Genomic DNA, 22889 nt, shown 5'->3' on the forward strand with positions numbered 1-22889 from the left:
GCTTTTCCAATGGATCACACGGACACGGTTCAGCTGAAATCAGTTGACAGAAGTGTAATCGTCAAGCAGGCCGTCAATCAGCTCTTTGCCTGCAGCAATCAGGTACTGTGCCAGTCCATCATTGCTGCTGGTGTAACCAAAAAGAGAGTCCCACCAGACCACCACAGGGTAGGAATAAACATCATTTTTGTCCAGGCTGGCATACACTTTGTTGTCACTGACAGTCAGGGTGGCCAGCCATGCACGGGGATTGCCATTGGTGGCCTGAACGGTGAAATCCACAGCCCATTTCCCACAGGGCTTGTCACCCATTTCTTTGAAAGGCACTTTGCCTGCTTTGGCCGTTTTGACGAAGTAATCGTACAGGCTCTGGGCCACTTTCTGGGAGGTGTTGCCCAGAGCACCCACCTGTGCAGAAAAAGAGTTGTTGTCGATGCACAACTCGACGGCTTCAAGGTTGTACTCTGGGCCATTTTGTTGAGCAAGGGCAGGACCAGCAAGCAAAAGGGATGTTGCAGCAATCAAAGCATGTTTTTTCACGTTGACCCTCCTCGGGTTTCATCAGTATAGAAATCAAGCGGATGTTTGCATGTGATGAATCCGCATGCACCGGGTTCAAGTCATCATGCACCACATCCAGGTCATCTGGGGTCTGGGACATGGCCCTGACCTGATGCCGACCTCTCCGAATTCCAGTTTCCAGAGCAGGCTGACCCTGTTCCACAATTTCAGTTAAAATAGAATGGTCCATTCTGATTCTGCTTTGCGTGAAAACATGAAACACACCCCATCCAAAACCCTCCTCCCCAAACTGCCCAAAAACCTCTTGCCAGAAACCCCTGATCTGGAACCCGAGAGCACCTACAGCGGTCTGAAAATTGAGCTGGACACCTCGGGCACTGAAATTTATGGTCTGACCTTTCAGGGGGTGCATTTTGAAGACAGCAACTTCAGTGGCACCCGCTGGGAGTGGCTCAGGTTGCAAGATGTTTTGCTGGAACACTGCAATCTGGCTGGTCTGAACTGGCTGGAAGCGGGTTTCACGAGGGTCAAATTTCAAGATTGCCGCTTGCTGGGAGCCCAGTTTGTGGGCCTGCAAGCCGCCCACCTGACCTTGCAGAATTGCGATGCAAGGCTTTCTTTCTGGCAGGGAAACTTCAAACAGGCCCATTTCAAAGACTGCAACTTTGAAGATGCGCGTTTCGACACAGCAGACTTGCAAAAAGCCGTTTTCAGGGACTGCAACCTGACCCGAGCCAACCTCAGGGAATGCAAATTGCAGGAAACCGACTTCAGAGGAAGCGTATTGGCCGGTTTCAAAGTGCAGGTGCAAAACCTGCAAGGGGCGATCATCGAAACACAGCAACTTCCTGAGCTTGCCCATTTGCTCGGGATTCAGATTCAGGAAGGCATTGCAGGGGAATAAAACAAAAAATTCGGCTTTTCGCCGATTGATGTCTATCATTATAGGACAGTATGCAGTATTCGTCAAGTCTATCCATGGCATGTGAAGCTTCAAGGCCCATCAGAGCGGATCAAAACCATCCTGTACCACCCAAACAGTGTTTCACCTGAAATGAGGTCTCCATGCCAGAATTTCCCAACATCACCCCAGAGCAACTGCAAGCCATTCTGGACAGGCACCACCTGTCTGGAGAAACCGTCACGGCTTTGCCTCAGGTGGGTTTTTTCAATCGGGTGTTTCAGGTGGGCACAGAGCGGATCCTGCGCATTCCCAGAATGGCACCTCCTTTTGTCGATGCCCTGAACAAGGAAAGGGTGGCGGTTCCAGCACTGGTTGAAGCCGGGGTGCACACACCAGAACTGCTGGCTTTTGATGCTGCTCTGGACCTGTTGCCTGTGCCTTATGGGATTTACAGGCGTGTGGAAGGCCAGAACCTGGAATCTCTGGGGTTGCCCGTTCAGCAAACCCAAAACCTCTGGCAAAAGGTGGCCCTCGAACTGGTCAAGGTGCACCATCTGCCTGACCCGTCCAGAGTGCAAAATTTGCAACTGGAAGACCTTGGCACACCTGAAGCGTGGATTGCAGATTTTGCACAGGAAGGCCATTTCACACTGGAAGAAGCGCGCTGGCTTGAAAGCTGGGTGTCACGCCTGAAACCTTACCTGCTGGACCCTGCATACCACACTTTTCGACATGGGGACATGCAGGGCACCAATGTGATGGTCCATCAGGGAGATTTTGCTGCCCTGATCGACTGGGGAGGGTGTGGATGGGGAGATCCGGTCCACGATCTGGTGGGGGTGCCTCTGGCCGCCTCACAGGTCATGCTGGACACTTACCGCAAAGTGCAGTCTTTTCCAGACGATGAAACCGCAGAAGCCCGCATCCTGCTGCTGAACCTCCAACACCTGTGCTTTCTGGTGCGCAGGCCCGCCACCCCAGAGGTGAGTTGGGCGGAAAGGCCCCTCAGCAGGTGGCTGGACATGGTGCGCCATTTGCCCCAACTGGCAGAAGGCCGCTGGAAAAAGTTCCTTTAGAGCCGGTCTACCTTCTGTGCAGCCTGCACATCCAGTTCTGTGATGCCACCTGCATCGTGGGTGACATAAACCACCGTGACTTTTTTCCAGCCAATGGTCAGTGCATCAGGATGGTGGTTCATTTTTTCGGCCAGCAGGGCCACTTTCATGGCAAAAGCCACCCCATCTGTATAGCTGCCAAAGGTGTAGGTTTTGAGGATGCCTGCACTCTGGGCCTCCCAGCCGTCAAGTTGAGCAAGGGCCTGTGAAAGCTGTTCTTCGGTGAGCGGGTTGCGGTTCATGCTTTTTCCTCCTCTGGTCTTCTTGGTGGGACGGGTGCCACAAACCCCATGAACAGCAAGAGCACACCCACCCCGAGAAAGCTGATCACTCTGGCCCACGTGTCGCTGCCCGAGAGGTCCAGCACAAAGAGTTTGAACACCACAAACACCAGTATGCCCGCTCCGATGGTCCACAAATCGCGATCTGCCTTGCGATTGGCATGAACGGTGAACGTCAGGGCCACCGCACTCCAGAAGATCGAAAGCACCGTCTGGGTGTTGTTGTGCCCCAGAATGTCAATCCAGTTCCATGGAGCCCCAAAATAAGCATGCATGAACCGGACCACCACAGCACTGACCCCGAGCAGGCCCATCACAATCAGGGCATTTCGGCGGATTCTGCGGCTCTGGGGCTGCATTTCCCATGGCAACCTGTCATGCAAAAGGGTCAGGAACAGGGCCAGTTGTGCCACTTCCAGAATGTTCAGGAGGGGCAGATAGGTTTGGGCAGGGGGTTGCATCAACAACAACAAAAACACCCCGGTCTGGAGGACCTGCAAAGGCAGCATCAAGCCATCACGGTACAGGCGTGGGAACTTTATGGTGAATGGCAGGCGTTCCCAGAGCAGCAGATGTCCCCAGTAAAACAGCAAAGGAACCAGCACCCAGACATAGTTCCCGAGGTCAATCTGTTGCAGCAAAGCCTGTCCGACCACCATCAGACGAAAAAACAACAACCAGGAGGTGAGCAGGTACAGCAGCTTTTGCACCTTTTCAGAGGTCGGCACCTGAGCAAGGAAAAGGTACTGCACCACGAAAAACCCTCCCCATCCCAGCAAGGCAGGCCAGGTGAGGGATTCATCCCATCCGAGCAAAGCAAGGAAAGCCGTCCAGATGGCCCAGAGTGGCAACCCGAAAGCAAACTGTGACAGCAAAGCCACCTGAAACCTCTGGCCCAGTTGTTGCAGTACCAACAGTGTCACATTGAGGCTGAACAGCACCAGCAAAGCAGAAAAACGCTCTGGCCAGAGCCATTCTGCACCGCTTGCTCCAGTCAGGATCCAGAAGGTGGCCCCTGTCAGGAGAAGGCCACGCGCAAGTCCCATTTGCTGGTTTTGATGCAGGAAAATGCCTGTTCCCAGCAAAGCCAGACTGACCCAGAGCAAACTGGTCAACACCCCTGCACTCTGTCCCTGAATCAGCCATGCCAGCAACAAAGCAGCCAGAGCCAGATACAGCAGCACCCCTCCCCAGACTTTGTGGATCTGGTTGCCTGCACGGGTGCCAAACACCGTGAGCAGCACCCCATTGAAAGCCCAGATGACACTGGTGGCCAGAGCGGTGGTCAGCAAGGGAACCGAAAGGGCCGCAAACCCAATGGCCAGCATCTGGTAGGTGTCTTGCAGGGCTCTGGGGGTGTTTTTGTTGCGTACGTAAAGGGAAAGCCCGTACTGCACACCCGCCACCACCAGACTGCTGAGGGCTGTGCTGGTGCGGTCCCCTGCCATCAAACCTGCCTGCTGGATCAGGGACAGCACTGGAACCGAGAGCATCAGGATGTGGTCGGCACGGCCTGACCGTCTGCGCAAAGCGTGCACCAGAGGGGTCACGGTGTACATCACAAAAAACAGGATCAGGAAAGGCTGAGCAATCGGGTAAGCCTCTGGCCGATAAGCCAGCACACCCCAGAGTGCACCAAACAGAAAGGTGAACAGGTAACCCAGCACGTTCAGGGAACGCCAGAGCTTCACAAAGGAAAGCCACACGATGCCTGCATTCAACAAGGCGTAATATGTGAACACCTGCACCATCAACTCTGGTGGCAGTTCAAAAGACCCGGACCGCATGAGGATGGGGGCCAGAAAACCGCCCACCACACTGAGCACCGCCAGCACCTGTGCATTTTGCCTGAGGGCCAGAAAGCCGCCCAGCAAGCCCACCAGCAACCAGATCAGAAGCCCTGCAGTGAAAGGCAGGATGTTGTAGAGCACGCTGGAGGCATACACCATGAAATACAAAATGCCCAGTGCGCCTCCCTGCAAGGCCACACTGAACCCTTTGCGGGTGCGCCGGACCTGCCATCCCCAGCCAAACAGCACGCCCGCGCAACTGGCAGCGATCCCCAGTTTCAGTGGCACCGAAAGGTCTTCACTGACGGTGAGTTTCAGCAAGAACCCCATCCCGAACAGCACCAGCATCACACCCCAACGGACCAGTGCCCGTTCACCTGTGAAGTACCTCAAGAGCCCGTCCAGAGGACCTTTTTCCACAACAGGTTTGGTCTGCGCAGCAGGTGGGATTTTTGCTTTTGAAGGAAAAGGAGGTGGGGCAGGGACTCTGGGCTGTGTTGTTTGCTCTGGTGCAGTCGGTTTTTCCCCAGCAGGCTCTGGTGACTTTTGCAACAACGTTTCAGCAGCAGACACTGGAGGGGAGGAGGTCTGCTGCTGAAGCGGATCAAGGTGTTGTTTCAAACGACGCAATTCTGTTTTCAAAAGGTCCATCTGGTCCTGTTGTTCACGCATGCGGCGACCCAGCATCCCGTGCACAATGATGGCTGGCAAAGCCCAGAACAACAGGGCCATCAAAATGTAAAACAGCCATTCCATGCTTCAGTGTGGCACATCTGGTCCGAAACAAAATTCATCTTGTGTTGTGAGTGGAGGTTTCAAAGGTTTTGAATGCCACCGAACAGGCGCTGGACCTGTCCGGTGGGTGCTGCACCAGGATGTTTTGGAAATGGATGGAAGTCAGCGCAGATCGTTGATGCTGGCGCCGTAATTGATGTGGAAAGGCAGGCCATCCACAATCAGCGCAGGCACAGATTTCACTCCGGCCTGCTCGGCTTCGGAGAGGCGGTGCTTCTGTTCACCGAGGTGGACCACTTCAACATCGTACTTCTGGGGGTCCAGAGCACCCACGAATTGTTGTTCGGCTTCAACGCACACGGGGCAACCAGCATGATAAAAAACGGTTTTTTGCATGTTCATCTCCTTGCTTGTGTTTTTGTATCGACTCGATACCATTTTAAAGTAAAGGGCCATGCGAAATTTGTCAAGATGGTTTTGAGTCGCTACCATGGGGTATGTCCATGATCCCTGTTTTCATCGAACGTCTGGGGGTGCTGCTCAGGCAAAACAGCCGCACCCATCCAGCAGGCTTGCATCCCATCCACTTCGAGGTGATGCATTACCTGAACCTCTGCAACCGCTTCAGCAACACACCGCAGGCCATTGGAGAATATCTGGGCATCACCAAAGGAACCCTTTCCCAGAGCCTCAAAGTGCTGGAAAGCAAAGGGCTGGTGACCCGCCAACCCGATGCCCATGACCGGCGGGTATGGCATTTTGAGCTGACCACCACCGGAGCAACCTTGCTGGCTGAGCATTTGCAAAACACCTTCCAGTTGCTGGAGGGTTTCGAGCCAGCAGAATCTGTGCAGATCGAACAAACCCTGAATTTGCTGCTGGAAAGACTCGTTTCCAGACAGGGCGGAAAACCCTTTGGGGTGTGCAAAACCTGCAAATACCACCAGAGAAAAGAAGAACGCTGGTGTGCTCTGTTGAACCTGCCTCTGGAGCAGGATGCTTCGGAAAAAATCTGTCGTGAGCACACTCCGGCAGAGATTTGAACTGTTTGCTTGTGGTCACGGCCCAATTCATAGCTTGACATTTTCCCCATCCGTGGATTAATACTTAGGAGTCCTAATCAAAGGAGGGGACAGATGGGAATTGAAGCGCTTTTCGTGGCGCCGACTCTCGTTCAGAATAGATGCAGATGCAAAACGAACCACCCGACCCCATCCTGCAACTCAAAGTCGTCACAGGTCTGTCCAAACTGAGCCAGGTGATGAAAACCCAGGCCTGGAAAGGTGCCACTCCCCAGAGGTTGACCCCCACACAAGGTCAAATTCTGAGGCGGTTGCACACGGCCAAGAGGGGCTTGCCCCTTTCGCAACTGGCCACAGACCTCGGCATCACAGCGGCCACCGCCAGTGATGCGGTCAGCATGCTGGTCAAAAAACAGCTGGTGGTCAAAACCCGTGATCCACAGGATGGTCGGCAATTGCAAATCACCCTCAGTCCCACCGGGATTCAGGAAGCCGAAAAAGCACTGGAATGGACAGATTTCCTTTCGCAAGCAGTAGGCACACTCGATGCAGCGGAACAGGGCGTCTTGCTCCAAACCCTGATGCGCCTCATTCAGGTGCTGCAACACAACGGACAGATTGCTCCCGTTCACATGTGTTTCAACTGTGCCTTTTTCCGGCCCAACACCTATGCAGATCCGCAGGCACCCCACCATTGCCAGTTCATCGGAGCAGCCTTGAAGGTTCAGGAATTGCAACTCGATTGCCCGGACCACCAGAAGTTGCCTGTTCTGAGCGAGTAAACCGCTTGCTGCTTTAAAATCCCCCATCCCCATGGACCCAACCGTGCCTGCACATCAGGCATGGAAGTCAAATGTTGTCCAAAAACACTGCTGCCTGATGCTTGGGCAGAAGGTGTTTTGACATGCCCCAAGGAGAAAAACATGAAACGCAACTTGATTCTTGCTGGTTTGCTGTCCCTTTCCGTCGCTTTTGCAGATCCCATTGCCTCCAGTGCCCACAACACGGACAAACACGAATTTGATCTGGTGAACACCAGAGTCACCCTGCAAGGCACCCAACTGGTGTTCCAGATTCAGGTCAGTGAAAAAGCCGGCAAACTGAGGCCCACCCCCTCTGGAAAACTGGCAGGCAGCAACGTGTACAGCTACGTCTGGCCCACCAATCTGGATTCTGCAGTGGTCGGGTTTGAAAGTGGACAGGGCGTGCTGGCTCTGGCCGCCACCAGCCACCCCGACTTTGACGACACCCCCCTCTTCGATGAAAGCGGTGACGGAGACCCCAAAAACGATGGCACACTCTGGCACAGCCACTGGGTGGTCCTGACCCCGGATGACGTTTGCGGAAAAGGCAGCCTGAAAGTCAAAGACATTCCTGCAGGCACCAACCCCAAGCTTCCTGCCACCTGGCCAGGTCTGCCGATCCTGATTGACAGCCCCGGTTTTGAGCCCACCTTCACCAGCAACACCGTGTCCATCAAAGTGCCCCTGAAAGAACTCGGGTTCAAATCCGACTTCCAGTTTGATGGGGTCACAGCGGGTTTGCGCGTCAATGCAGACCTCCACAACCCCCTGCTGTGCGTGGTGGATGTGTGGGATGTGGCTTCAGGCAACCTGAGCCTCTCTGGCAAAGTCAAAGCCGGAAAGTGAAGGGGCCGCTGGCATGGCTGAATTGACCTCCCTGATCACGGCCACACCAGAGGAAGGCCGCCTGCTGGCCATCCAGTTGGCACGCAAGTCCATCGTGGCCATTCAACCCGATGGAGACACCCGCAAGTCTTTGCGGCAGGCATATGCCACGGACACCATGCAACTGATGATGGCCGCCCAGATTGTGGCTCTGGAGTTCCAGACCATTGCTCTGGCGAACAACCACTGGAAGAAAACCGACTGAAAATTCCCATCCATGTGCTAAGGGGAATCCCTGAGAATTTTTCGCTGATGGCCTAGCGGACACTCAGGGATTCCCCTGATTACGTATGATGCCAATCCGAAAAAAGCCTTCCCAGTCAAAGATTTATTTTCATTAAGAGTCTTAAGATTGTCACGAAATTGTGTTTGACAATACTGGATTTATCTTATACCATCCATTAGGAGTACTAACTAATTGACATCCGGTATTCACCTATTGCACTGTCACCCCCGAGCTTTCTCAAGAAAGGTCAGGCGGATGTCATTTGCGCGGTGCTCAAGGAGAGTATGATGCAAGGAAGCACAAAACATTGGCTCCAGGGAATCGGTACCACCTCATTGTTGACTGCATTATTGGCGTGCAACACGGTCTCCCCCTCCACCCAAAGTCCCATCTCTGAACAGGGCATTGCTGCACAGACCACCGCCCAGTTCACCCCCACGGCTGCCCAAGAGGGTTACTTTTCTCCTGTGGTCAAGTGGCCTCTGGTCGCCGTGCACATGGGCCTGCTGCCCAACGGCAACGTGATCAGCTGGAGCACCAGTGATGACACCGGCGACAACATCTTTGATCCTCCCAGCAGTGGTGAACACGACCTGACTTTCGTGGACGTGTGGAACCCCACCACCAACACACACACCCGCTACGACAACCAGACCGGGACCGAACTGTTCTGCGCAGGTCACACCCTGCTGCCCAACGGACAGGTGCTGGCCGCCGGAGGTCACGATGGTCTCGGACCTGTGGACTTCTACGGACGTCCTGACACCAACATGTTCAACCCTTACACCAACACCTGGACCCGCAAACAGGACATGGCTTTCACCCGCTGGTACCCCACCCTCACGGTGCTGCCCAACAAAGAAGTGCTGTCCACAGGTGGTGTGAACGACGGCGCAGCCGCAGACCTCCCCGAGATCTGGAACAACACCACCCAGAGCTGGCGCACCCTAACCACCGCATCCACCAACGTGTTCGGCGGCAAATTCGAGCACCTGTACCCCTGGATGCACGTCAACAGCGAAGGGCAAGTGTTCAACTCGGGTCCGGGTGTCTTGATGGGCAAACTGAACACCTCGGGCACCGGAAGCTGGACGGTGATTGGTCAACGCGACAACTACGACCGTTACCACGGCAGCAGCGTGATGTTCCAGCCGGACCGCATTCTGGTCACCGGTGGGGTCACCAACAAAACCCCCAACACCAGCGGAAACTACGACGGCACCACCAACGAATCCCTCCTGATTGATGCACGCACCGGAGCCAAGGCCCCCGCCGCCAACATGCTCTTTGCCCGCAGCCACCATCAGGCCACCTTGCTGCCCAACGGACAGATTTTTGTGAACGGCGGAAACAGCAGTGGCAAACAGTGGGACGATTCCACCCCTGTGCTCGCAAGCGAAATTTACAATCCCAGAACCAACACCTGGACCAGAGCAGCCTCTGCAACAGTCAGCCGCAACTACCACAGCACTGCCCTGTTGCTGCCTGACGGACGGGTGCTCACCGCGGGGGGCGGCATCGGTGCCGGAGAAGACCACAACCACCGCGACGCAGAAATTTACCATCCCCCTTACCTGTTCAACACCGATGGCACGCTGGCCGCACGCCCCAAAATCAGCTCTGCCCCGAGCCGCCTCGGGTACAACCAGCTTTTCGGTGTGAGCACCCCCAATGTGGTCTCCAGAGTGACCCTCGTCCGCTTCGGTTTTGTGACCCACTCGTTCAACCTGGACCAGCGTTTCATGGACCTCAAGTTCCAGCAAAGCTCCACAGGTCAGCTGTATGTGGCCTCCCCTGCCAACAGCAAAATTGCCCCTCCCGGCTCTTACATGCTGTTCATCCTGAACAGCAAAGGCGTGCCTTCGGTCGCCAAGATCATCAACATCCAGTGAGCTTCATCCTGCCCATCAAGACACCATTGGTCTGAAACGGCACCTGAACTTTTTTCTTTTTTCACTGCACCATCCATCCTCTTTTTAACGGAGAACATCATGCAAGACATTTGGGTCATCCAGCACATCCGCCAGGAAACCCCTGGCACCCTCGCAGAACTGCTGTCTGCACGCGGTTTCAAACTGCGCACCTTTCACCCTTATCTGGGAGACAGCGTCCCCACCCACCCCGAGAACATTGCCGGTCTGGTGGTCATGGGCGGCCCGATGGGCGTTTACGACAGCGAGGAACACCCCAACCTGCTGCAAGAAATGCAGCTCATTCAAAATGCCCATCAGGCACAGATTCCGGTCATCGGGGTATGCCTTGGCAGCCAACTGATTGCAGCAAGTCTCGGGGCCGAAGTGCGTCCCAGCGGTTACAAAGAAATCGGCTGGTACAACGTCAAACGCCAGAGCAGCACCGACAGACTGTTCGGTTCACTGCCCGAGCAATTCATGGGTTTCCACTGGCACGGCGACATTTTCGACCTGCCAGAGGGTGCAGAGCTGCTGGCTTCCAGCGCCCTGACCGCCCATCAGGCTTACCGTGTGGGTGAAAGCACCTACGGATTGCTTTTCCACATGGAAGTCACCCCCCAGATCGTGCAGGACATGGTGCAGGTGTTCCAGCCTGAACTGGAACAGGAAGGACTCTCGGGTGCCGAGATCCTCAACCAGACCAAAACCCTGCTGCCCGAACTGCGCAATCTGGCCCGTCAGGTGTTCGGGGCATGGATCGATCTGGTGGAAGCCAGACAACCCCTTGCCAGAGCCTGCCCCCTGCCCCTCCCCTGTGACTTGATGGCCTGACCATCCCCTTTGATGGCTGCCACAATGGGCTTCCCTCCTGTTGTGGCAGAGGCCCACCAGCGTTCACTTTCCCTTTTGCAGCACGAGGACAACTGACGCTGCAAACCGTGAACTCTGGACTTCCCATCCCTTCCAACATTCATTGCTTGTCTCTCTCATCTCAAGATCCATGCAGGTGAAGGCCCAATGGCCCTTTGCCTGACATCTGGAGGTCATTTATGTGTGGAATTGCCGGTCTTTTTATAGGTTGTGCCATGGAAGCAGTCTGCCCCAAACGCCTTCTCGCTCAGGACCTCACCAGCACCCCCGAGCAGGAACCCTACAAAAGCAAATTCGGTGACTGGTACGAGCGTTCCACCGTGCGCGCCGCACCCCGCCGCATGGTTTTGAAAGACGAGCAGGGCCTGTTCTTCTCTCCAGACTTCATTCCGATCATGAAACACCCACTGATTCAGGAGCAGAGCGAAACGGTTCAGCGACACATCATGGTGCAGCAACTGTACCGTTACCTCGACTTCACCGCCAAACTGGAGCATGTGGTGGTGAACCGGGTAGCCATGTCCATCGCCAACGGTTATCTGGATTTCAATTTGCCCCGCCAGATGGTCTTTGACGCCTACAAAATTTACTGCGACGAAGCCTACCACGCCCTGTTCTCTGCTGACCTTTTGATGCAGGTCGAAGACATCACCGGCATCCGTGCCGTGACCCAGCAGTTGCAGCCTTTCTTCATCCGCAGACTGCATGAATTGCAACACCAGTACAGCGAAAGCAACCTGCAAGAACTGATGGAGATCTTCTTTGTGATCATCTCCGAGACCCTGATCTCGGGCTTTTTGTCGGACATCCCCACCGCCAAGGATGTGAAACCCTCCATCCGTGCAGTGGTGCGTGACCACGCCATCGATGAAGGCAAGCACCACGTCTACTTCGCAGACCTGTTGCGCCGCGTGTGGCCTCAACTGGACAAGCGCTACAAGAAAGAAGTCGCCAAGCAACTGCCCAACCTGATTTACGCCTTCCTGACCCCCGACATCGATTCCATCCGCAAAGAGTTGACCTCTTACGACATGCCCCGAGACCACGTGGAGCAGGTCATCGCGGAAACCTACACCAAAGAGATTGTGTCCAGTCACATCGCCAACTCCATCTCTTCTTTGACCCGTTACCTGCGTGAACTGGGCATTCTGGATGACCCCGAGGTGCAAGACCGCTTCTTTGAAGCGGGCCTCTTGACCAGCAACGATCTGGTCCTCGGATAAACCCCCTTTGAACCTTTCCCTGTGCTGTACATCAGTGCAGCACAGGTTTTTTGATGTCAGGAGAACACATGAAACACACGACTTGGCAGGAATTCATGGCAGAAGCCCTCGGCTCACTGGTGCTCAACATGTTCGGACTCGGGGTGATGGCGATGGTGATCCTGTTTGGCAGCACCCCTCTGGTGCCCGGAGAAGTGGTCAAAGGCGGATACACCAACATCGTGCTGGGCTGGGGACTGGCCGTCACCATGGGGGTTTTTGTGTCTGCCCAGATCAGCGGAGCCCACCTGAACCCCGCAGTGACCCTTGCTCTGGCGGTCACCCGGCGTTTTTCATGGGCCAAAGTGCCCCATTATGTGGTGGCCCAGTTTGTGGGGGCTTTTGTGGCTGCGGCTCTGGTGTTCACGGTGTACCACGCCCAGTGGATCAAAGTGGACCCCGAGCTTGCCCACACCGCAGGCGTCCTGAGCACCTTCCCTGCCGTGTCTGGTTTCTGGCCGGGCTTCATTGACCAGTTGGTGGGAACCGCCCTTTTGATGGTGATGGTTCTGGCCATCGGAGACCACCTGAAAACCCCAAGCAGCAAAATTTTTGCTCCAGTGGTGCTGGGTTTGCTGGTGGTGGCCATCGGTGCCTCTTTCGGTGGGATGCACGGCTTTGCAGTGAACCCTGCCCGTGACCTTGCACCCAGACTGTTTTCCTTGCTGGCCGGATTCCAGAACACTGGACTGAACAGCACCCTCTGGCTTGTTCCAGTGGTGGGACCTCTGGCGGGGGCACTGGTCGGCGCATGGATTTACGATTTCAGCATTGGCAAAGCCATGAACCAGAGCACCCCCGAGCAGCAACCTGTGGGTGCAGTGGTGCAAGAAGCCTCCTGAGTCACAAAGAAAGCCACTCTGGCCCTGATCTGTGATGGATCAGGGTCAACTTGTTTCTGGTTTTCTCCGATCCACATCCCCCCATCACTTTGCGGTATCCTCTTTTTTATGGTTGTGACCCGAATTGCTCCAAGCCCCACCGGTGACCCGCACGTGGGAACCGCCTATCAGGCACTGTTTGATTACATCTGGGCCAAGAAAAACGGCGGCAAGTTCATTGTCCGCATTGAAGACACCGACCGCAGCCGTTACAATGCCGAATCCGAGCGCCGGATTCTGGAAATGTTCCGCTGGCTGGGCATCCCCTACGACGAAGCCCCCGACATCGGTGGTCCGAATGCCCCTTACCGCCAGAGCGAGCGTCTGGAAAACTACCACCAGTACGCGCAGCAACTGCTGGAAAAGGGTTGGGCATACTACGCCTTTGAGACCCCTGAAGAATTGCAGGCCATCCGTGAAGACCTGCGTTCCAGAAACATCAATCTGGGCTACGATGGTCGGGCCAGAAAAATCCCTCTGGAGGAGGCCCGTCAGCGTGTGGCTGCCGGAGAACGGCACGTCATCCGCCTGAAAAGCCCCAGAGAAGGCAGCACCCTCTTGCGCGATGAACTGCGTGGGGCCATCAGCTTTGACAATGCTGGCGTGGAAGATGCCGTCTTGATCAAAGGGGACGGTTTCCCCACCTACCACCTTGCCGTGGTGGTGGACGATCACCTGATGGGCGTCACAGACGTGATTCGCGGTGAAGAGTGGATTCCTTCTGCGCCCATTCACGTCTTGCTGTATCAGGCATTTGGCTGGCAGGAACCCCGCTGGATTCACATGCCCCTCTTGCAGAACCCGGACAAAACCAAGCTGTCCAAACGCAAAGGCAACACCTCTGTGGAGTGGTACCGCAAAGAAGGCATCCAGCCCGAGGCGCTTCTCAACTATCTGGGCATGATGGGCTTCTCGATGCCGGACGGACGGGAAATTTTCAGTTTGCAGGACCTCACCGAAGCCTTTTCCTTTGACCGGATCAGTCTGGGTGGATCGGTGTTCGGATGGGACAAACTGAAATGGCTCAACGCCCAGTACATCCGCGAAGTGCTGCCTTTCGAAACGGTGGCGGATCGCCTGCATGCCCACCTGCAAGAACACGGTCATGAAGTTCCCAACGATGGTTTCTTCAAGGGCGTGGTCAAATTGATGCTGCCCCGCATTGAAGTGTTCAGTGAATTCTGGGAGAAAACCCCTTACTTCTGGTCTGACGATCATGCCGTCAACGAGAAAGCCCAGAACAACATCAACAGCGGTCAGGACGTTTTGAAAGCCCTGCTGCCCAAACTCGAAAGTCTGGAAGACTTCTCCCACGAATCCACCCACGACCTGTTCAAAGCCCATGCTGAAGAAGCTGGACTGAAACTCGGCAAGGTCATGCCTCCGGTGCGTGCTGCCGTGGCCGGAACCATGGAAAGCCCGGACATGGGGGAAATGCTGCGCCTGCTCGGGAAAGAGCGTGTGGTGGCCCGCATCCGCAAAGCCATCCAGTAAAAAACAGCCTGCTGGCCTCACCTTTGCTCTGGCAGGGTGGGGTTTTTTTGTGCTTTAAAGATGTGGGAGCAATGCAAAGTTGCTGTTCCGGCAATGCCAACAAAGAGAGCCCTCAGCCGTCAGCAATCAGCCGTCAGCCAGAAGGAAGGTTTTCTTGCTGCCTTTTGAGCTGAAAATCTGATGGGCTTTCCTTTTGTATCTTTGTGTCTGGCTGTTGAAAGCAACAGCCTCTGGATGAGCTTTTTGCTGACGGCTGAGGGCTGAACGCTGACCGCTTTCTCAGTGGATGGGTCAAACCTCGGACGTTGGGGTAACCCTGCATCAGTCCGCCTGGCACAAGACAAACCCCAAAAACCCTTTTAAACTGAAAACATGTCGGATCAAAATTTGATTTACAGCAAAACATTCAAACTGGACACCCTGGAACACCCGGACCATGCCCATGAATTGAGCCTGCAAATTCAGGAATCCATCCGGCTTTCCTTGCAAGAGGCCCAGAGGAATTTCAACCTTTCCCTGTCCCAGCTGGAACAGGCACCCGAGGAACTGACTGCTGCTTTTGCCTCTGGTGGAGCAGAGTTTCAAATTGTGGGACAGTACTGCCAGAACCGCTCCCTGCACGAAGGGCCTTACTGGTCTTACCGCCTGTCCATGGAAAGCATGTTTCCAGAGTTGGAAAAACAGCTTTCCAGCGTCAAAGGGATGGCGGGTGTTCTGGTGGTTGGAGGGGCCATCGGTGGAGCCATTTTGCTGGTGTTTTTGATGTATTTGCTGGGTGCGGTTGCAGGGTTTTTCATCCTTTCCCTGCAAATGACGTTTCTGTTTGTGGTGGGTGGAATGACCGTGGGAGGCTGGGTCGGCAAACGCATTGAACAGTGGATGGTGGTGATGGCTTACAGGCAACACCTCACTTCAGAGATGATCGAGAAAAAAGAGCAACTGGAAGCCTTTCTGAGGGTCCGTTTTGATCAGGCCACCTCTGGCTTCCAGCGTGTTTGAGTGTTGGGTTGATGGATTTTGGGGTGGATCAGCCGTTCTTGACGTGCAGTTCTTTGATGCCCCGGATCACAAAACCGCCCTCATAGGAAATGGGGGCTTCAGGGTCAAGCAGTTGCAACTCTGGCATGTGTTTCAAGAGAGCCTTGATGGACACCTGCAATTCCAGGCGGGCCAGAGGCGCACCCAGACAGTAATGGATGCCCAGCCCAAAAGTCAGGTGGGGGTTCTGTTCCCGTGTGATCACCAGGTCATCCGGGCGGTCAAATTTCTGTGGATCACGGTTTCCTGAGGCGTACAGCAGGCATACCTCCTGCCCCTGTTTGAGTTGCACTCCAGCAAATTCCATGTCCTGCAAGACATAACGTTCAAACATCGGGAGGGGTGTATCGTAGCGCAGCATCTCTTCGATGGCGGTTTTGAAGAGGGGCGTGGTGGCCCCGTCCTTCTGGGCCTCCTCCCTGAGCAAATGGAACTGCTCGGGGTGGCGCATCAGGGCGAGGATGCCTGCGGTGCTGCCGTTCACGGTGGCTTCGTGGCCTGCGTTCAGCAAGAGAATGCAGGTGGCGATCAGTTCGTCTTCGGTGAGCCTGTCGCCGGATTCTTCCACCTGCACCAGAGCGGTGATCAGGTCTTCGCCGGGGTTGATTCGTCGGTCTTCTGCCAGTTCTTTGAGGAACGCTGAAAATTCGAGCGTGGCATTGTTCGCCTCGATTTGCTGCTGTTCGCTGTACCCGAGTTCATAGAGTTTCACGATGGCGGAGGACCATGGGCGCAGCTTGTGGCGGTGCTCCTCTGGAACGCCCAGCAGTTCGGCAATGACCGTCACAGGCAGGGGTTCAGAGAACTCGGAAACATAATCGAAACTGGCTTTTTTCTTGAGTCCTTCAATGGTGCGGGCAACAATTTCTTCGATGCGCTCGGTGAGGGCTTCCACCCGTCTGGGGGTGAAAGCTTTGGACACCAGAGCCCTCAGGCGGGTGTGGTCTGGAGGTTCGCGGTCCAGCAGGTGGGTGCTGTTGAAAGCTTCAAAGTCTTTCTGTCGAGGATCCACCGGCGGCCACCCGAGTTCATCTCTGGAGAGGATGTGCAGGATGCTGCGTCCAAACTGGCGGTCCCGCAAGATGCTCGAAATGTGGTCATATCGCGCAAAGAAGTGTTTGCCCCAGACAGGATCATGGAAAACAGGCATTTCCTGTCTCAGACGGGACAATTCAGAATAGGGGTTGCGCACGAACTCTGGGTCATTGAGCTTCAGGTGGTACTCGGGGACGGACATTGCAGCATCATAACCCGAACTTTCCAGCGATGTTCAAGCCCTCCCTTCAGAAAAACACCCCAACACACAGCAGATTTCAGTCTGGCTTCAGGTGATGTTTTTTGTTCTCTCATGGAACAAAGATTATTGTTTAGTAAACTCAATTGTCTATACAACAGTTGATTCCCCTAGACACTCGAAGTAACATGCTCTCACTTCAAACAACATCAGCGTTTCTGAGGCAAAGACCTGCAGAAGCAGAAAAAATCATTCTGCTTCAACCCAGGGTCCTCTGGCATCCCACCTAATGTTTAGTAATCTTCACAATCCCCTCTAAACAGCCCTTCCGCTTCACCTTCCAGAGAAAGGACCCTCCACGCCATGAAGAAACTTGCCCTCACTGCCACCCTGATGACCCTCACCCTCGCTGCCTGTTCCACCCAAACCCTGCCCGAGCAACAGGTTCAATCTCAGGGCATCACCGTTCAGAACTGGACAGCCAGTGTGGTGAACTGGAACACCGTCATCAAAAACAACGGAAACACTGTGGTGCTCAAGGGCATCAACTGGTTCGGGCTGGATGGCAGCCAGCAAATGGGCGGCACCTGGACCAGCCACGTGCAAAACGGCGTCACCAAAAACCACGATCTGGACTTCTGGTTCACCAAGATCAAAGCCCTCGGCTTCAATGCCATTCGCATTCCCCTTTCGGCAGACACCATCTGGCAAAACCACAGCGGAAGCAACACCATGCTGAACACCGTGATCCAGAAAGCCAACCAGTACGACATGTACGTGGTGCTGGGATACCAGACCTGCAGCCCCAATTACCTCGGGGGAAATCTGGTCGGTGACCCCAGCACCTGCCCGGACCGCACATGGAACCTCAGTTACTGGCTGTCTTACATGAACCGTCTGGCTGTTGTGGCCAAAAACAATCCCAACGTGGTGGCTATTGACCTGTTCAATGAACCCCACAAACTAAGCTGGGCCACCTGGAAAGGCTATGCAGAACAGGCCATCACCGAAATTGAGAAGGTCTACAGCACCCTGCCTGGACGCAGCATCATGTACTTTGTGGAAGGCACCGGGGGCACACCCAACTGGGGAGCAGACATCACCCCAGCAGCTACCCCTGCCAACCGCCTGTTCGCTACCCAAAACTCAAACGGCACCTATTCTTACCAACACTTCAACAAGATCGTGTATTCTCCCCACTTCTATGGCAAATGGGTGACCGCCACGCAGGCCGTGAACATCGTGAAAACCGTGGTGGACAGCAACAATGGCAACGGTGTTCCAGTGATCATTGGCGAATTCGGGATGGTGCCCAGCGCCACAGCCACAGGTGGCACACAATGGGGAGCAGACTTCATCAATGGGGTCAAATACAAAGCCTCCAGCTACTTCTACTGGGCCCTCAACGCCAACGAATACGATGGCCCTTACGGCATCCTGAGAAACGAAGCCAACGGAAACAGCAACTGGTGCATTGCGGAGTCCTCCATCATCACCACCATTCGGGACAACTACAGCATCGTGGCAGGAACACCCGGACTCACCATCTCACCCAGCACACCCCTCAACACCGTCTGTTACTGATCCCTCTTCCTGAATTCCACTTCCTCCTTGAAGAAAGAAGCTGCTGTCTGGTCCACAGCAGCTTCTTTCTGTTTGGAATGGAGGTCACTTGGCGTCACTGCACCATGAAATCGCTCATGACCTCAGGGGTGGCGGTGTCAAAACCCACCACATCCAGCATTCCACCGTCCCGAGGATCCGCAATGCTGAACCGGTTGGACTGCATGCCCACCACGATCAGTTTGGCAGCAATGCCCATTTCCCTGCGGTAACGCTGCAACGCCTGTGCAGGGTGAACGTTGCCATACCACGTCTCGCTGTCGGTGTAAACGATGAAAGCATCCACAGGGATGTTTTCCTTCAATGCGTGCAGCATGGGGAGGGCACAGTCGGTTCCGCCCATTGGGACGCGTCCCACGGTGTTCAGGACGTCGTCCAGCCTCTGGCGAGGAGAAATGCCAATCGGCACCAACTGGTGGCTGAAACCCATCACCATGTGCTGGGCTTCGGTGGAAGCCGTCACCAGAGCCAGTGCAGCGCTGGCCACTCTGGGGGTCAGGCCGGGAATCCCTGCAATGTGCCCCCATTCCATGCTGCCCGACACATCCAGAGCCAGCATGATGCGTTTTCCTGTGGGCGTCACATTGCCAAAAGCGCTGTAAAACGCTCCATCCAGAGCGTCCACCACCTGCTGAACAGGGGTCCACTGGCCGTGTCCACGCATGCCCTGACCTCCGGCGTAGGTGCGCAAGGCGGCCAGAATTTTGATGGGGTGGATGCGGGCTTTCAAAATGGCCTCGGAGTTGCCCAGTTTGCGCTGCACCAGACGGCTTGCATCCGACATGGGGGTCAGCAAGCCCACGCGGGTCATGTTGGCGAGGTTGCGCACCATCGCTTCCAGAGGCATGTGGGGCAGCAACGCTTCCCACACCTCGGGACGGACCAGAAGCTCGGTGGGCAGGGCTTCGCGGGGCAACCTGTGCCGTTTAATCAATTTCACAGCTTCAGGCACAGAAGCTTGCTGGACCTGCTTGAAGGCTTCGATCAGCTCCAGACCTGTAGCAGGTTCAAACTGGTCACGGGTGATCCAGCGGTACAGCTTCTGGTGACCCTCTGAAGGAGCAACAGGGTGTGCCAGACGCAAAGCGTCCCTGTGGGTCCAACCGTCCCTCTGGCGGTATTTCACGGCCTGCAACGCCAGAGCTTTCAGGTCTTTCTGGTTGTACCAGTCTGCAATGGCCCGTCTGAGGCCACGACCCCATCCCCGAAACTGCTGGATGAACTCCATGAAGTGAAACAAATGCGTCCCGATGCGGGCCACTCTGGGCAGAGCCTCAAGAGCGGCTTTGCGGGTCTTTTCATCTCCAAAACTGGCGCACATGGCCAGAGCAAACAGGGCTGGATCGTTTTTGGGCGCACGTCCCGATTCGCTGATTTCAGCGATGCGTTCAACGGTGCGGATTCCGTCCTGTTCGATGCAGCGCTGAACGGCCTGTGCATTTTGCACGGTGAGTTTCTGCTCACCCACATAAAACGTTCCGCCTTCAGAGCCGAGGATCAAAAACCGGTCCAGTTGGGTCCAGTCGCTGACCTCCCAGGCGTAACCTCCGGCATGGTTGGCCTTCTGGTTGCTTCCGGGAATGGGTTGGTTCTGAGGCGTGCGAGCAGTCTGGAAATGTTTCGTCCACTTCATGTTTTCACCTTCTTTCGTGAGGGGATGGCTTGTTTGCGAACCGTTGCTTTCATTTCGAACGGTTAAACGGTGTAAATGCATAAAACAATGGGTCTTCAGGACAAAAAGCGTTTCAGCGGCACAGCCTGCTTGCAAAGTGGGCAGACCTCCACACATGCATCGGTGGAAGGTCCTCTTCTGCAAGCACTGTTGGATCAACCCCACAGAGGAGTTTGGGTGATCCATTTCCAGCGACCCGATGCCGATCAAAAGGGGAAATGGAAGGTGAGGCGCAAATTTCCACTCGCCAGCCTGAAACTGCGGTCCTGAAGAACACAAAAGCTGTGGATGAATGGCGCGAACAGGTGAATTACGATTTAACTTGAAAGGTTAAGGTAACCTGCCCACAACGACCCACAGCGAAGCTTGACTGCTTTGATCCATGAACCCAGAGGCTTTTTCTCCTGGTTCTGTTGAATGCTCTAAAGGTTGTCGTGGATGGATGGCAAACCTGTACATCCACGACCTGGAGTGTTTGACATGAGGGATCTCTCCCTCTGGTGGAGCTGGCAGGACTCGAACCTGCAACCGGATGCTTGCAAAGCAACTGCTCTTCCATTGAGCTACAGCCCCAAACCTGAAACCCGAGCTTTTGGCCTGCTTTTCGGGTTTCTGCACTGGTGGAGGTGACAGGACTCGAACCTGTGACCAGCCGATGACCGATCGGTAACCATCCGAACCTTCGGCTCGGGACCGGAGGAGTGTGCATTCCGGTCATGAACAAGGGCTGGTGGATGGTGTGTGCTGCTCTACCCCTGAGCTACACCCCCAGAACAACGTCTGAAGTGGACCGCACGGTGGGATTTGAACCCACACGCCATTGAGGCACAATTTCCCAGATAACCATCTGCCTTTCGACCCGAGATCGGATAAAGGAGTGGCGACGGAAAGCCGGTTTCCCGGCAAAATTGCGTGTCTACCGTGTTCCACCACGTGCGCTTCAGACAGAAGTCAGTCTAGAGGAACTGTTCAAAAAGCACATTCACCAAAAAGCGTAATCCTGAACCCAGCAAAACGCCTGTTCAGGATGGATGGTATGGCTTACTCTGGCTTATTTTTAGAGGGTTTCACAGAACAAGCAGGTCATTTCTGGGGTTTTCCGAACACCTGAACCCAGTAATACACATGCTTGCCTGACACCACCGCAGAGGCAAAACCCACCCCAAATTCAGAATATTGACCGCCCATCAGGGTCTGGCAGTGACCGGTCTTGCTGATCAGCCATTCCTTGATGGATTCATCAATGGTGGTTTGCAAACCCAATGCATTGACAGCCGTCACCTGTGAGAGGTTTTCGCCCACTTCCAAAAAAGCGTATCCAGAGGCATCAATCCGATTTAAGGTGGTGTCGCCTCTGGAGCCTTTGTGGTCCATGAAGTTGTTCTGGGCCATGTCCTGCGCATGGAACTGGGCTGCCAGAGTCAGTTTGCTGTTCAGGGTCAAAGCTGAAGATGCAGGAAAAAACTCCACATCTGCACCATTGGGTTTGAAACAATTTCTGCCGGTGGCTCTGGTCGCATTGACGGCAGTCAACATGGCTTCCTGCGAAGCCTGATCCAGCACCTTGATGCCACTGAGATCCACCTGTCCTGTTCCAGACAGGCCACCGCACGCCGTCAAAAGCCCAAGCAGAACCACGAGACTGAATTGTTTCATGTCTCAGGGTACTGCTTTTTCAGCTGAACTTCAGCATCCAAAACTTGAACCCATTCCAGAGCTTTTACTTGCGCTGCACCCCGAAAACCTGAACCCAGTATTTGCCGTACTCGGTGCCTTTTTGTTCGGCATAACCAAAGCCAATTTCTTTGAACTCTGGGTTCATCAGGTTGCGACAATGGCCGGGAGATTTCACCCATCCGTCCACTGTGGCTTGCACATCTGGATACCCGGCAGCAATGTTCTCTCCAACCATGCGGTAGTTGTAATTGAACCTCAGGGCACGCACCGACACATCCGAATCGTCCGAGCCTTCATGGGCAAAGAAATCGTTTTTCGCCATGTCATCGGCATGGGTCTGTGCTGCACCAATCAGACGCACATTGAGCACCAGAGCAGGCACGGCAGGATAACGCTCATTTCCACACTTCTGTGCCTTGCTGCGCGCAGCATTGGTGGCCTTCAAAAGCGCCTGCATGATCTGCTCGGGGAGCATTTTGATGTCCTTCACGGTTTTGACCTCTGGGGCGGTCTGTGGGGTTTTCTGGTCGGTGGTGGGACGGGCCGTGCATCCAGCAAGGAGCACCGCCATCAGGAGCAGACGGGACTTCATTGCCTTTAGCGTACCCAGAAGGTCAGGTTCTGAGGTGAGTTGGAATTGAGGGATTTCTCACGGTTTTGAGGGGAGTTGCTGAGAGCCCCATAGAGCCGAGAGCCGAGAGCCGAGAGCCGAGAGCCGAGAGCCGAGAGCCGAGAGCCGAGAGCCGAGAGCCGAGAGCCGAGAGCATCGTGCTATACGCAGAAAACATTTTCAAGGGAAACTGTAGGGGCGCAGCGTGCTGCGCCCAAAGGCAGAAACCTCAGACACACGTTGTAGGGGCGAGGCATTCCTCGCCCTTTATTGCTGTAGCCAAAGCTTTTTTTGCCCTCGGCTCTCGGCCCTTGGCATTTCTCTTATGCCCT

22 protein-coding genes and 1 tRNA gene are annotated in these 22889 nt (G+C 54.9%); 14 read left to right on the forward strand and 9 right to left on the reverse strand.

The genetic code is table 11. The annotated features are described in order from the left end of the window. Positions 1-39 precede the first annotated feature (39 nt). The gene (locus Q371_RS14840) at positions 40-540 is read right to left on the reverse strand and encodes a hypothetical protein (protein ID WP_034341817.1); all 501 of its coding nucleotides are present in this window, start codon (positions 538-540) and stop codon (positions 40-42) included. 64 nt (positions 541-604) lie between these two features. Between Q371_RS14840 and Q371_RS28090 the strand changes: the two genes are divergently transcribed. The 3 genes from Q371_RS28090 (at position 605) to Q371_RS14850 (ending at position 2502) form a co-directional block, all read left to right on the forward strand. Further along, positions 605-736, forward strand: coding sequence for a hypothetical protein (locus tag Q371_RS28090; RefSeq protein ID WP_281174319.1), 132 nt, complete (start codon positions 605-607; stop codon positions 734-736). 39 nt (positions 737-775) lie between these two features. Further along, positions 776-1426, forward strand: a complete 651-nt coding sequence (locus Q371_RS14845; RefSeq protein ID WP_169743863.1) for a pentapeptide repeat-containing protein — start codon at positions 776-778, stop codon at positions 1424-1426. Between the two features lie 161 nt (positions 1427-1587). After that, a complete protein-coding gene (locus Q371_RS14850) occupies positions 1588-2502 on the forward strand; it encodes a phosphotransferase family protein (RefSeq protein WP_034341819.1) in 915 nt (304 codons plus the stop codon). Here Q371_RS14850 and Q371_RS14855 read toward each other — a convergent pair. The 3 genes from Q371_RS14855 to Q371_RS14865 form a co-directional block, all read right to left on the reverse strand. Beyond that, entirely contained in the window at positions 2499-2783 is a 285-nt protein-coding gene (locus tag Q371_RS14855; protein WP_034341820.1) for a 4a-hydroxytetrahydrobiopterin dehydratase, read from the reverse strand. The genes Q371_RS14850 and Q371_RS14855 overlap by 4 nt on opposite strands. After that, positions 2780-5368, reverse strand: coding sequence for a DUF2339 domain-containing protein (locus Q371_RS14860; RefSeq protein WP_034341821.1), 2589 nt, complete (start codon positions 5366-5368; stop codon positions 2780-2782). The genes Q371_RS14855 and Q371_RS14860 overlap by 4 nt, the downstream gene beginning before the upstream one ends. Positions 5369-5509: 141 nt before the next feature. Next, positions 5510-5743 carry a thioredoxin family protein gene (locus Q371_RS14865; protein ID WP_034341822.1) on the reverse strand — a complete coding sequence of 78 codons (234 nt, stop codon included), beginning with the start codon at positions 5741-5743 and terminating at the stop codon, positions 5510-5512. Between the two features lie 107 nt (positions 5744-5850). On the opposite strand from Q371_RS14865, the gene Q371_RS14870 reads away from it, so the two are divergent. The 10 genes from Q371_RS14870 to Q371_RS14915 all read left to right on the forward strand — a co-directional run bounded on the left by Q371_RS14870 (position 5851) and on the right by Q371_RS14915 (position 15702). Continuing rightward, the gene (locus Q371_RS14870) at positions 5851-6390 is read left to right on the forward strand and encodes a MarR family winged helix-turn-helix transcriptional regulator (protein ID WP_051964488.1); all 540 of its coding nucleotides are present in this window, start codon (positions 5851-5853) and stop codon (positions 6388-6390) included. A 146-nt stretch (positions 6391-6536) separates the two neighbouring features. Continuing rightward, positions 6537-7151 (forward strand): MarR family winged helix-turn-helix transcriptional regulator, encoded by a 615-nt coding sequence (locus tag Q371_RS14875; protein WP_051964506.1) that lies wholly within the window; start codon positions 6537-6539, stop codon positions 7149-7151. 141 nt (positions 7152-7292) lie between these two features. Next, positions 7293-8018 carry a hypothetical protein gene (locus Q371_RS14880; RefSeq protein WP_034341825.1) on the forward strand — a complete coding sequence of 242 codons (726 nt, stop codon included), beginning with the start codon at positions 7293-7295 and terminating at the stop codon, positions 8016-8018. A 13-nt stretch (positions 8019-8031) separates the two neighbouring features. After that, positions 8032-8262, forward strand: coding sequence for a hexameric tyrosine-coordinated heme protein (locus tag Q371_RS14885; RefSeq protein ID WP_034341826.1), 231 nt, complete (start codon positions 8032-8034; stop codon positions 8260-8262). A 359-nt stretch (positions 8263-8621) separates the two neighbouring features. Further along, positions 8622-10175, forward strand: a complete 1554-nt coding sequence (locus Q371_RS14890) for a galactose oxidase-like domain-containing protein (protein ID WP_169743864.1) — start codon at positions 8622-8624, stop codon at positions 10173-10175. A gap of 99 nt (positions 10176-10274) precedes the next feature. Next, positions 10275-11027 (forward strand): type 1 glutamine amidotransferase, encoded by a 753-nt coding sequence (locus Q371_RS14895; protein WP_051964492.1) that lies wholly within the window; start codon positions 10275-10277, stop codon positions 11025-11027. A gap of 254 nt (positions 11028-11281) precedes the next feature. Further along, a complete protein-coding gene (locus Q371_RS14900; RefSeq protein ID WP_051964494.1) occupies positions 11282-12289 on the forward strand; it encodes a diiron oxygenase in 1008 nt (335 codons plus the stop codon). Positions 12290-12357: 68 nt separating this feature from the next. After that, a complete protein-coding gene (locus Q371_RS14905; RefSeq protein WP_051964496.1) occupies positions 12358-13170 on the forward strand; it encodes an MIP/aquaporin family protein in 813 nt (270 codons plus the stop codon). Positions 13171-13278: 108 nt separating this feature from the next. Further along, positions 13279-14703: a glutamate--tRNA ligase gene (gltX, locus tag Q371_RS14910; RefSeq protein ID WP_034341827.1), complete on the forward strand. Its 1425-nt coding sequence runs from the start codon at positions 13279-13281 to the stop codon at positions 14701-14703. Positions 14704-15075: 372 nt separating this feature from the next. Continuing rightward, positions 15076-15702, forward strand: a complete 627-nt coding sequence (locus Q371_RS14915; protein WP_034341828.1) for a hypothetical protein — start codon at positions 15076-15078, stop codon at positions 15700-15702. 28 nt (positions 15703-15730) lie between these two features. Here the strand turns inward: Q371_RS14915 and Q371_RS14920 are convergent, their stop codons facing one another. Further along, on the reverse strand, positions 15731-16978 hold the full coding sequence (locus Q371_RS14920) for a cytochrome P450 (RefSeq protein ID WP_034341829.1): 1248 nt from the start codon (positions 16976-16978) through the stop codon (positions 15731-15733). Between the two features lie 360 nt (positions 16979-17338). Here Q371_RS14920 and Q371_RS14925 point away from each other — a divergent pair, with 360 nt between their 5' ends. Continuing rightward, on the forward strand, positions 17339-18559 hold the full coding sequence (locus tag Q371_RS14925) for a glycoside hydrolase family 5 protein (RefSeq protein ID WP_034341830.1): 1221 nt from the start codon (positions 17339-17341) through the stop codon (positions 18557-18559). 94 nt (positions 18560-18653) lie between these two features. Here the strand turns inward: Q371_RS14925 and Q371_RS14930 are convergent, their stop codons facing one another. From Q371_RS14930 to Q371_RS14950, 4 genes are all read right to left on the reverse strand, one after another. Continuing rightward, a complete protein-coding gene (locus Q371_RS14930) occupies positions 18654-20231 on the reverse strand; it encodes a TROVE domain-containing protein (RefSeq protein WP_034341831.1) in 1578 nt (525 codons plus the stop codon). Positions 20232-20768: 537 nt separating this feature from the next. After that, positions 20769-20843: transfer RNA gene (locus Q371_RS14940), tRNA-Ala, on the reverse strand. Between the two features lie 510 nt (positions 20844-21353). Continuing rightward, entirely contained in the window at positions 21354-21926 is a 573-nt protein-coding gene (locus tag Q371_RS25840) for a CAP domain-containing protein (protein WP_051964498.1), read from the reverse strand. A 64-nt stretch (positions 21927-21990) separates the two neighbouring features. Next, complete coding sequence (locus Q371_RS14950) at positions 21991-22539, reverse strand: CAP domain-containing protein (protein WP_051964504.1); 549 nt, start codon at positions 22537-22539, stop codon at positions 21991-21993. Positions 22540-22889: the final 350 nt, after the last annotated feature.

Source organism: Deinococcus misasensis DSM 22328 (assembly GCF_000745915.1).
Taxonomy (GTDB): Bacteria; Deinococcota; Deinococci; order Deinococcales; family Deinococcaceae; genus Deinococcus_C; species Deinococcus_C misasensis.

Excerpts from the sequence above, each read along its gene's own strand:
- Q371_RS28090 (WP_281174319.1), top strand. The coding sequence starts at position 605 with ATGCACCGGGTTCAAGTCATCATGCACCACATCCAGGTCATCTGGGGT.
- Q371_RS14845 (WP_169743863.1), top strand. The coding sequence starts at position 776 with ATGAAACACACCCCATCCAAAACCCTCCTCCCCAAACTGCCCAAAAAC.
- Q371_RS14850 (WP_034341819.1), top strand. The coding sequence starts at position 1,588 with ATGCCAGAATTTCCCAACATCACCCCAGAGCAACTGCAAGCCATTCTG.
- Q371_RS14855 (WP_034341820.1), bottom strand. The coding sequence starts at position 2,783 with ATGAACCGCAACCCGCTCACCGAAGAACAGCTTTCACAGGCCCTTGCT.
- Q371_RS14860 (WP_034341821.1), bottom strand. The coding sequence starts at position 5,368 with ATGGAATGGCTGTTTTACATTTTGATGGCCCTGTTGTTCTGGGCTTTG.
- Q371_RS14865 (WP_034341822.1), bottom strand. The coding sequence starts at position 5,743 with ATGCAAAAAACCGTTTTTTATCATGCTGGTTGCCCCGTGTGCGTTGAA.
- Q371_RS14870 (WP_051964488.1), top strand. The coding sequence starts at position 5,851 with ATGATCCCTGTTTTCATCGAACGTCTGGGGGTGCTGCTCAGGCAAAAC.
- Q371_RS14875 (WP_051964506.1), top strand. The coding sequence starts at position 6,537 with ATGCAAAACGAACCACCCGACCCCATCCTGCAACTCAAAGTCGTCACA.
- Q371_RS14880 (WP_034341825.1), top strand. The coding sequence starts at position 7,293 with ATGAAACGCAACTTGATTCTTGCTGGTTTGCTGTCCCTTTCCGTCGCT.
- Q371_RS14885 (WP_034341826.1), top strand. The coding sequence starts at position 8,032 with ATGGCTGAATTGACCTCCCTGATCACGGCCACACCAGAGGAAGGCCGC.
- Q371_RS14895 (WP_051964492.1), top strand. The coding sequence starts at position 10,275 with ATGCAAGACATTTGGGTCATCCAGCACATCCGCCAGGAAACCCCTGGC.
- Q371_RS14900 (WP_051964494.1), top strand. The coding sequence starts at position 11,282 with ATGGAAGCAGTCTGCCCCAAACGCCTTCTCGCTCAGGACCTCACCAGC.
- Q371_RS14905 (WP_051964496.1), top strand. The coding sequence starts at position 12,358 with ATGAAACACACGACTTGGCAGGAATTCATGGCAGAAGCCCTCGGCTCA.
- gltX (WP_034341827.1), top strand. The coding sequence starts at position 13,279 with ATGGTTGTGACCCGAATTGCTCCAAGCCCCACCGGTGACCCGCACGTG.
- Q371_RS14915 (WP_034341828.1), top strand. The coding sequence starts at position 15,076 with ATGTCGGATCAAAATTTGATTTACAGCAAAACATTCAAACTGGACACC.
- Q371_RS14920 (WP_034341829.1), bottom strand. The coding sequence starts at position 16,978 with ATGTCCGTCCCCGAGTACCACCTGAAGCTCAATGACCCAGAGTTCGTG.
- Q371_RS14925 (WP_034341830.1), top strand. The coding sequence starts at position 17,339 with ATGAAGAAACTTGCCCTCACTGCCACCCTGATGACCCTCACCCTCGCT.
- Q371_RS14930 (WP_034341831.1), bottom strand. The coding sequence starts at position 20,231 with ATGAAGTGGACGAAACATTTCCAGACTGCTCGCACGCCTCAGAACCAA.
- Q371_RS25840 (WP_051964498.1), bottom strand. The coding sequence starts at position 21,926 with ATGAAACAATTCAGTCTCGTGGTTCTGCTTGGGCTTTTGACGGCGTGC.
- Q371_RS14950 (WP_051964504.1), bottom strand. The coding sequence starts at position 22,539 with ATGAAGTCCCGTCTGCTCCTGATGGCGGTGCTCCTTGCTGGATGCACG.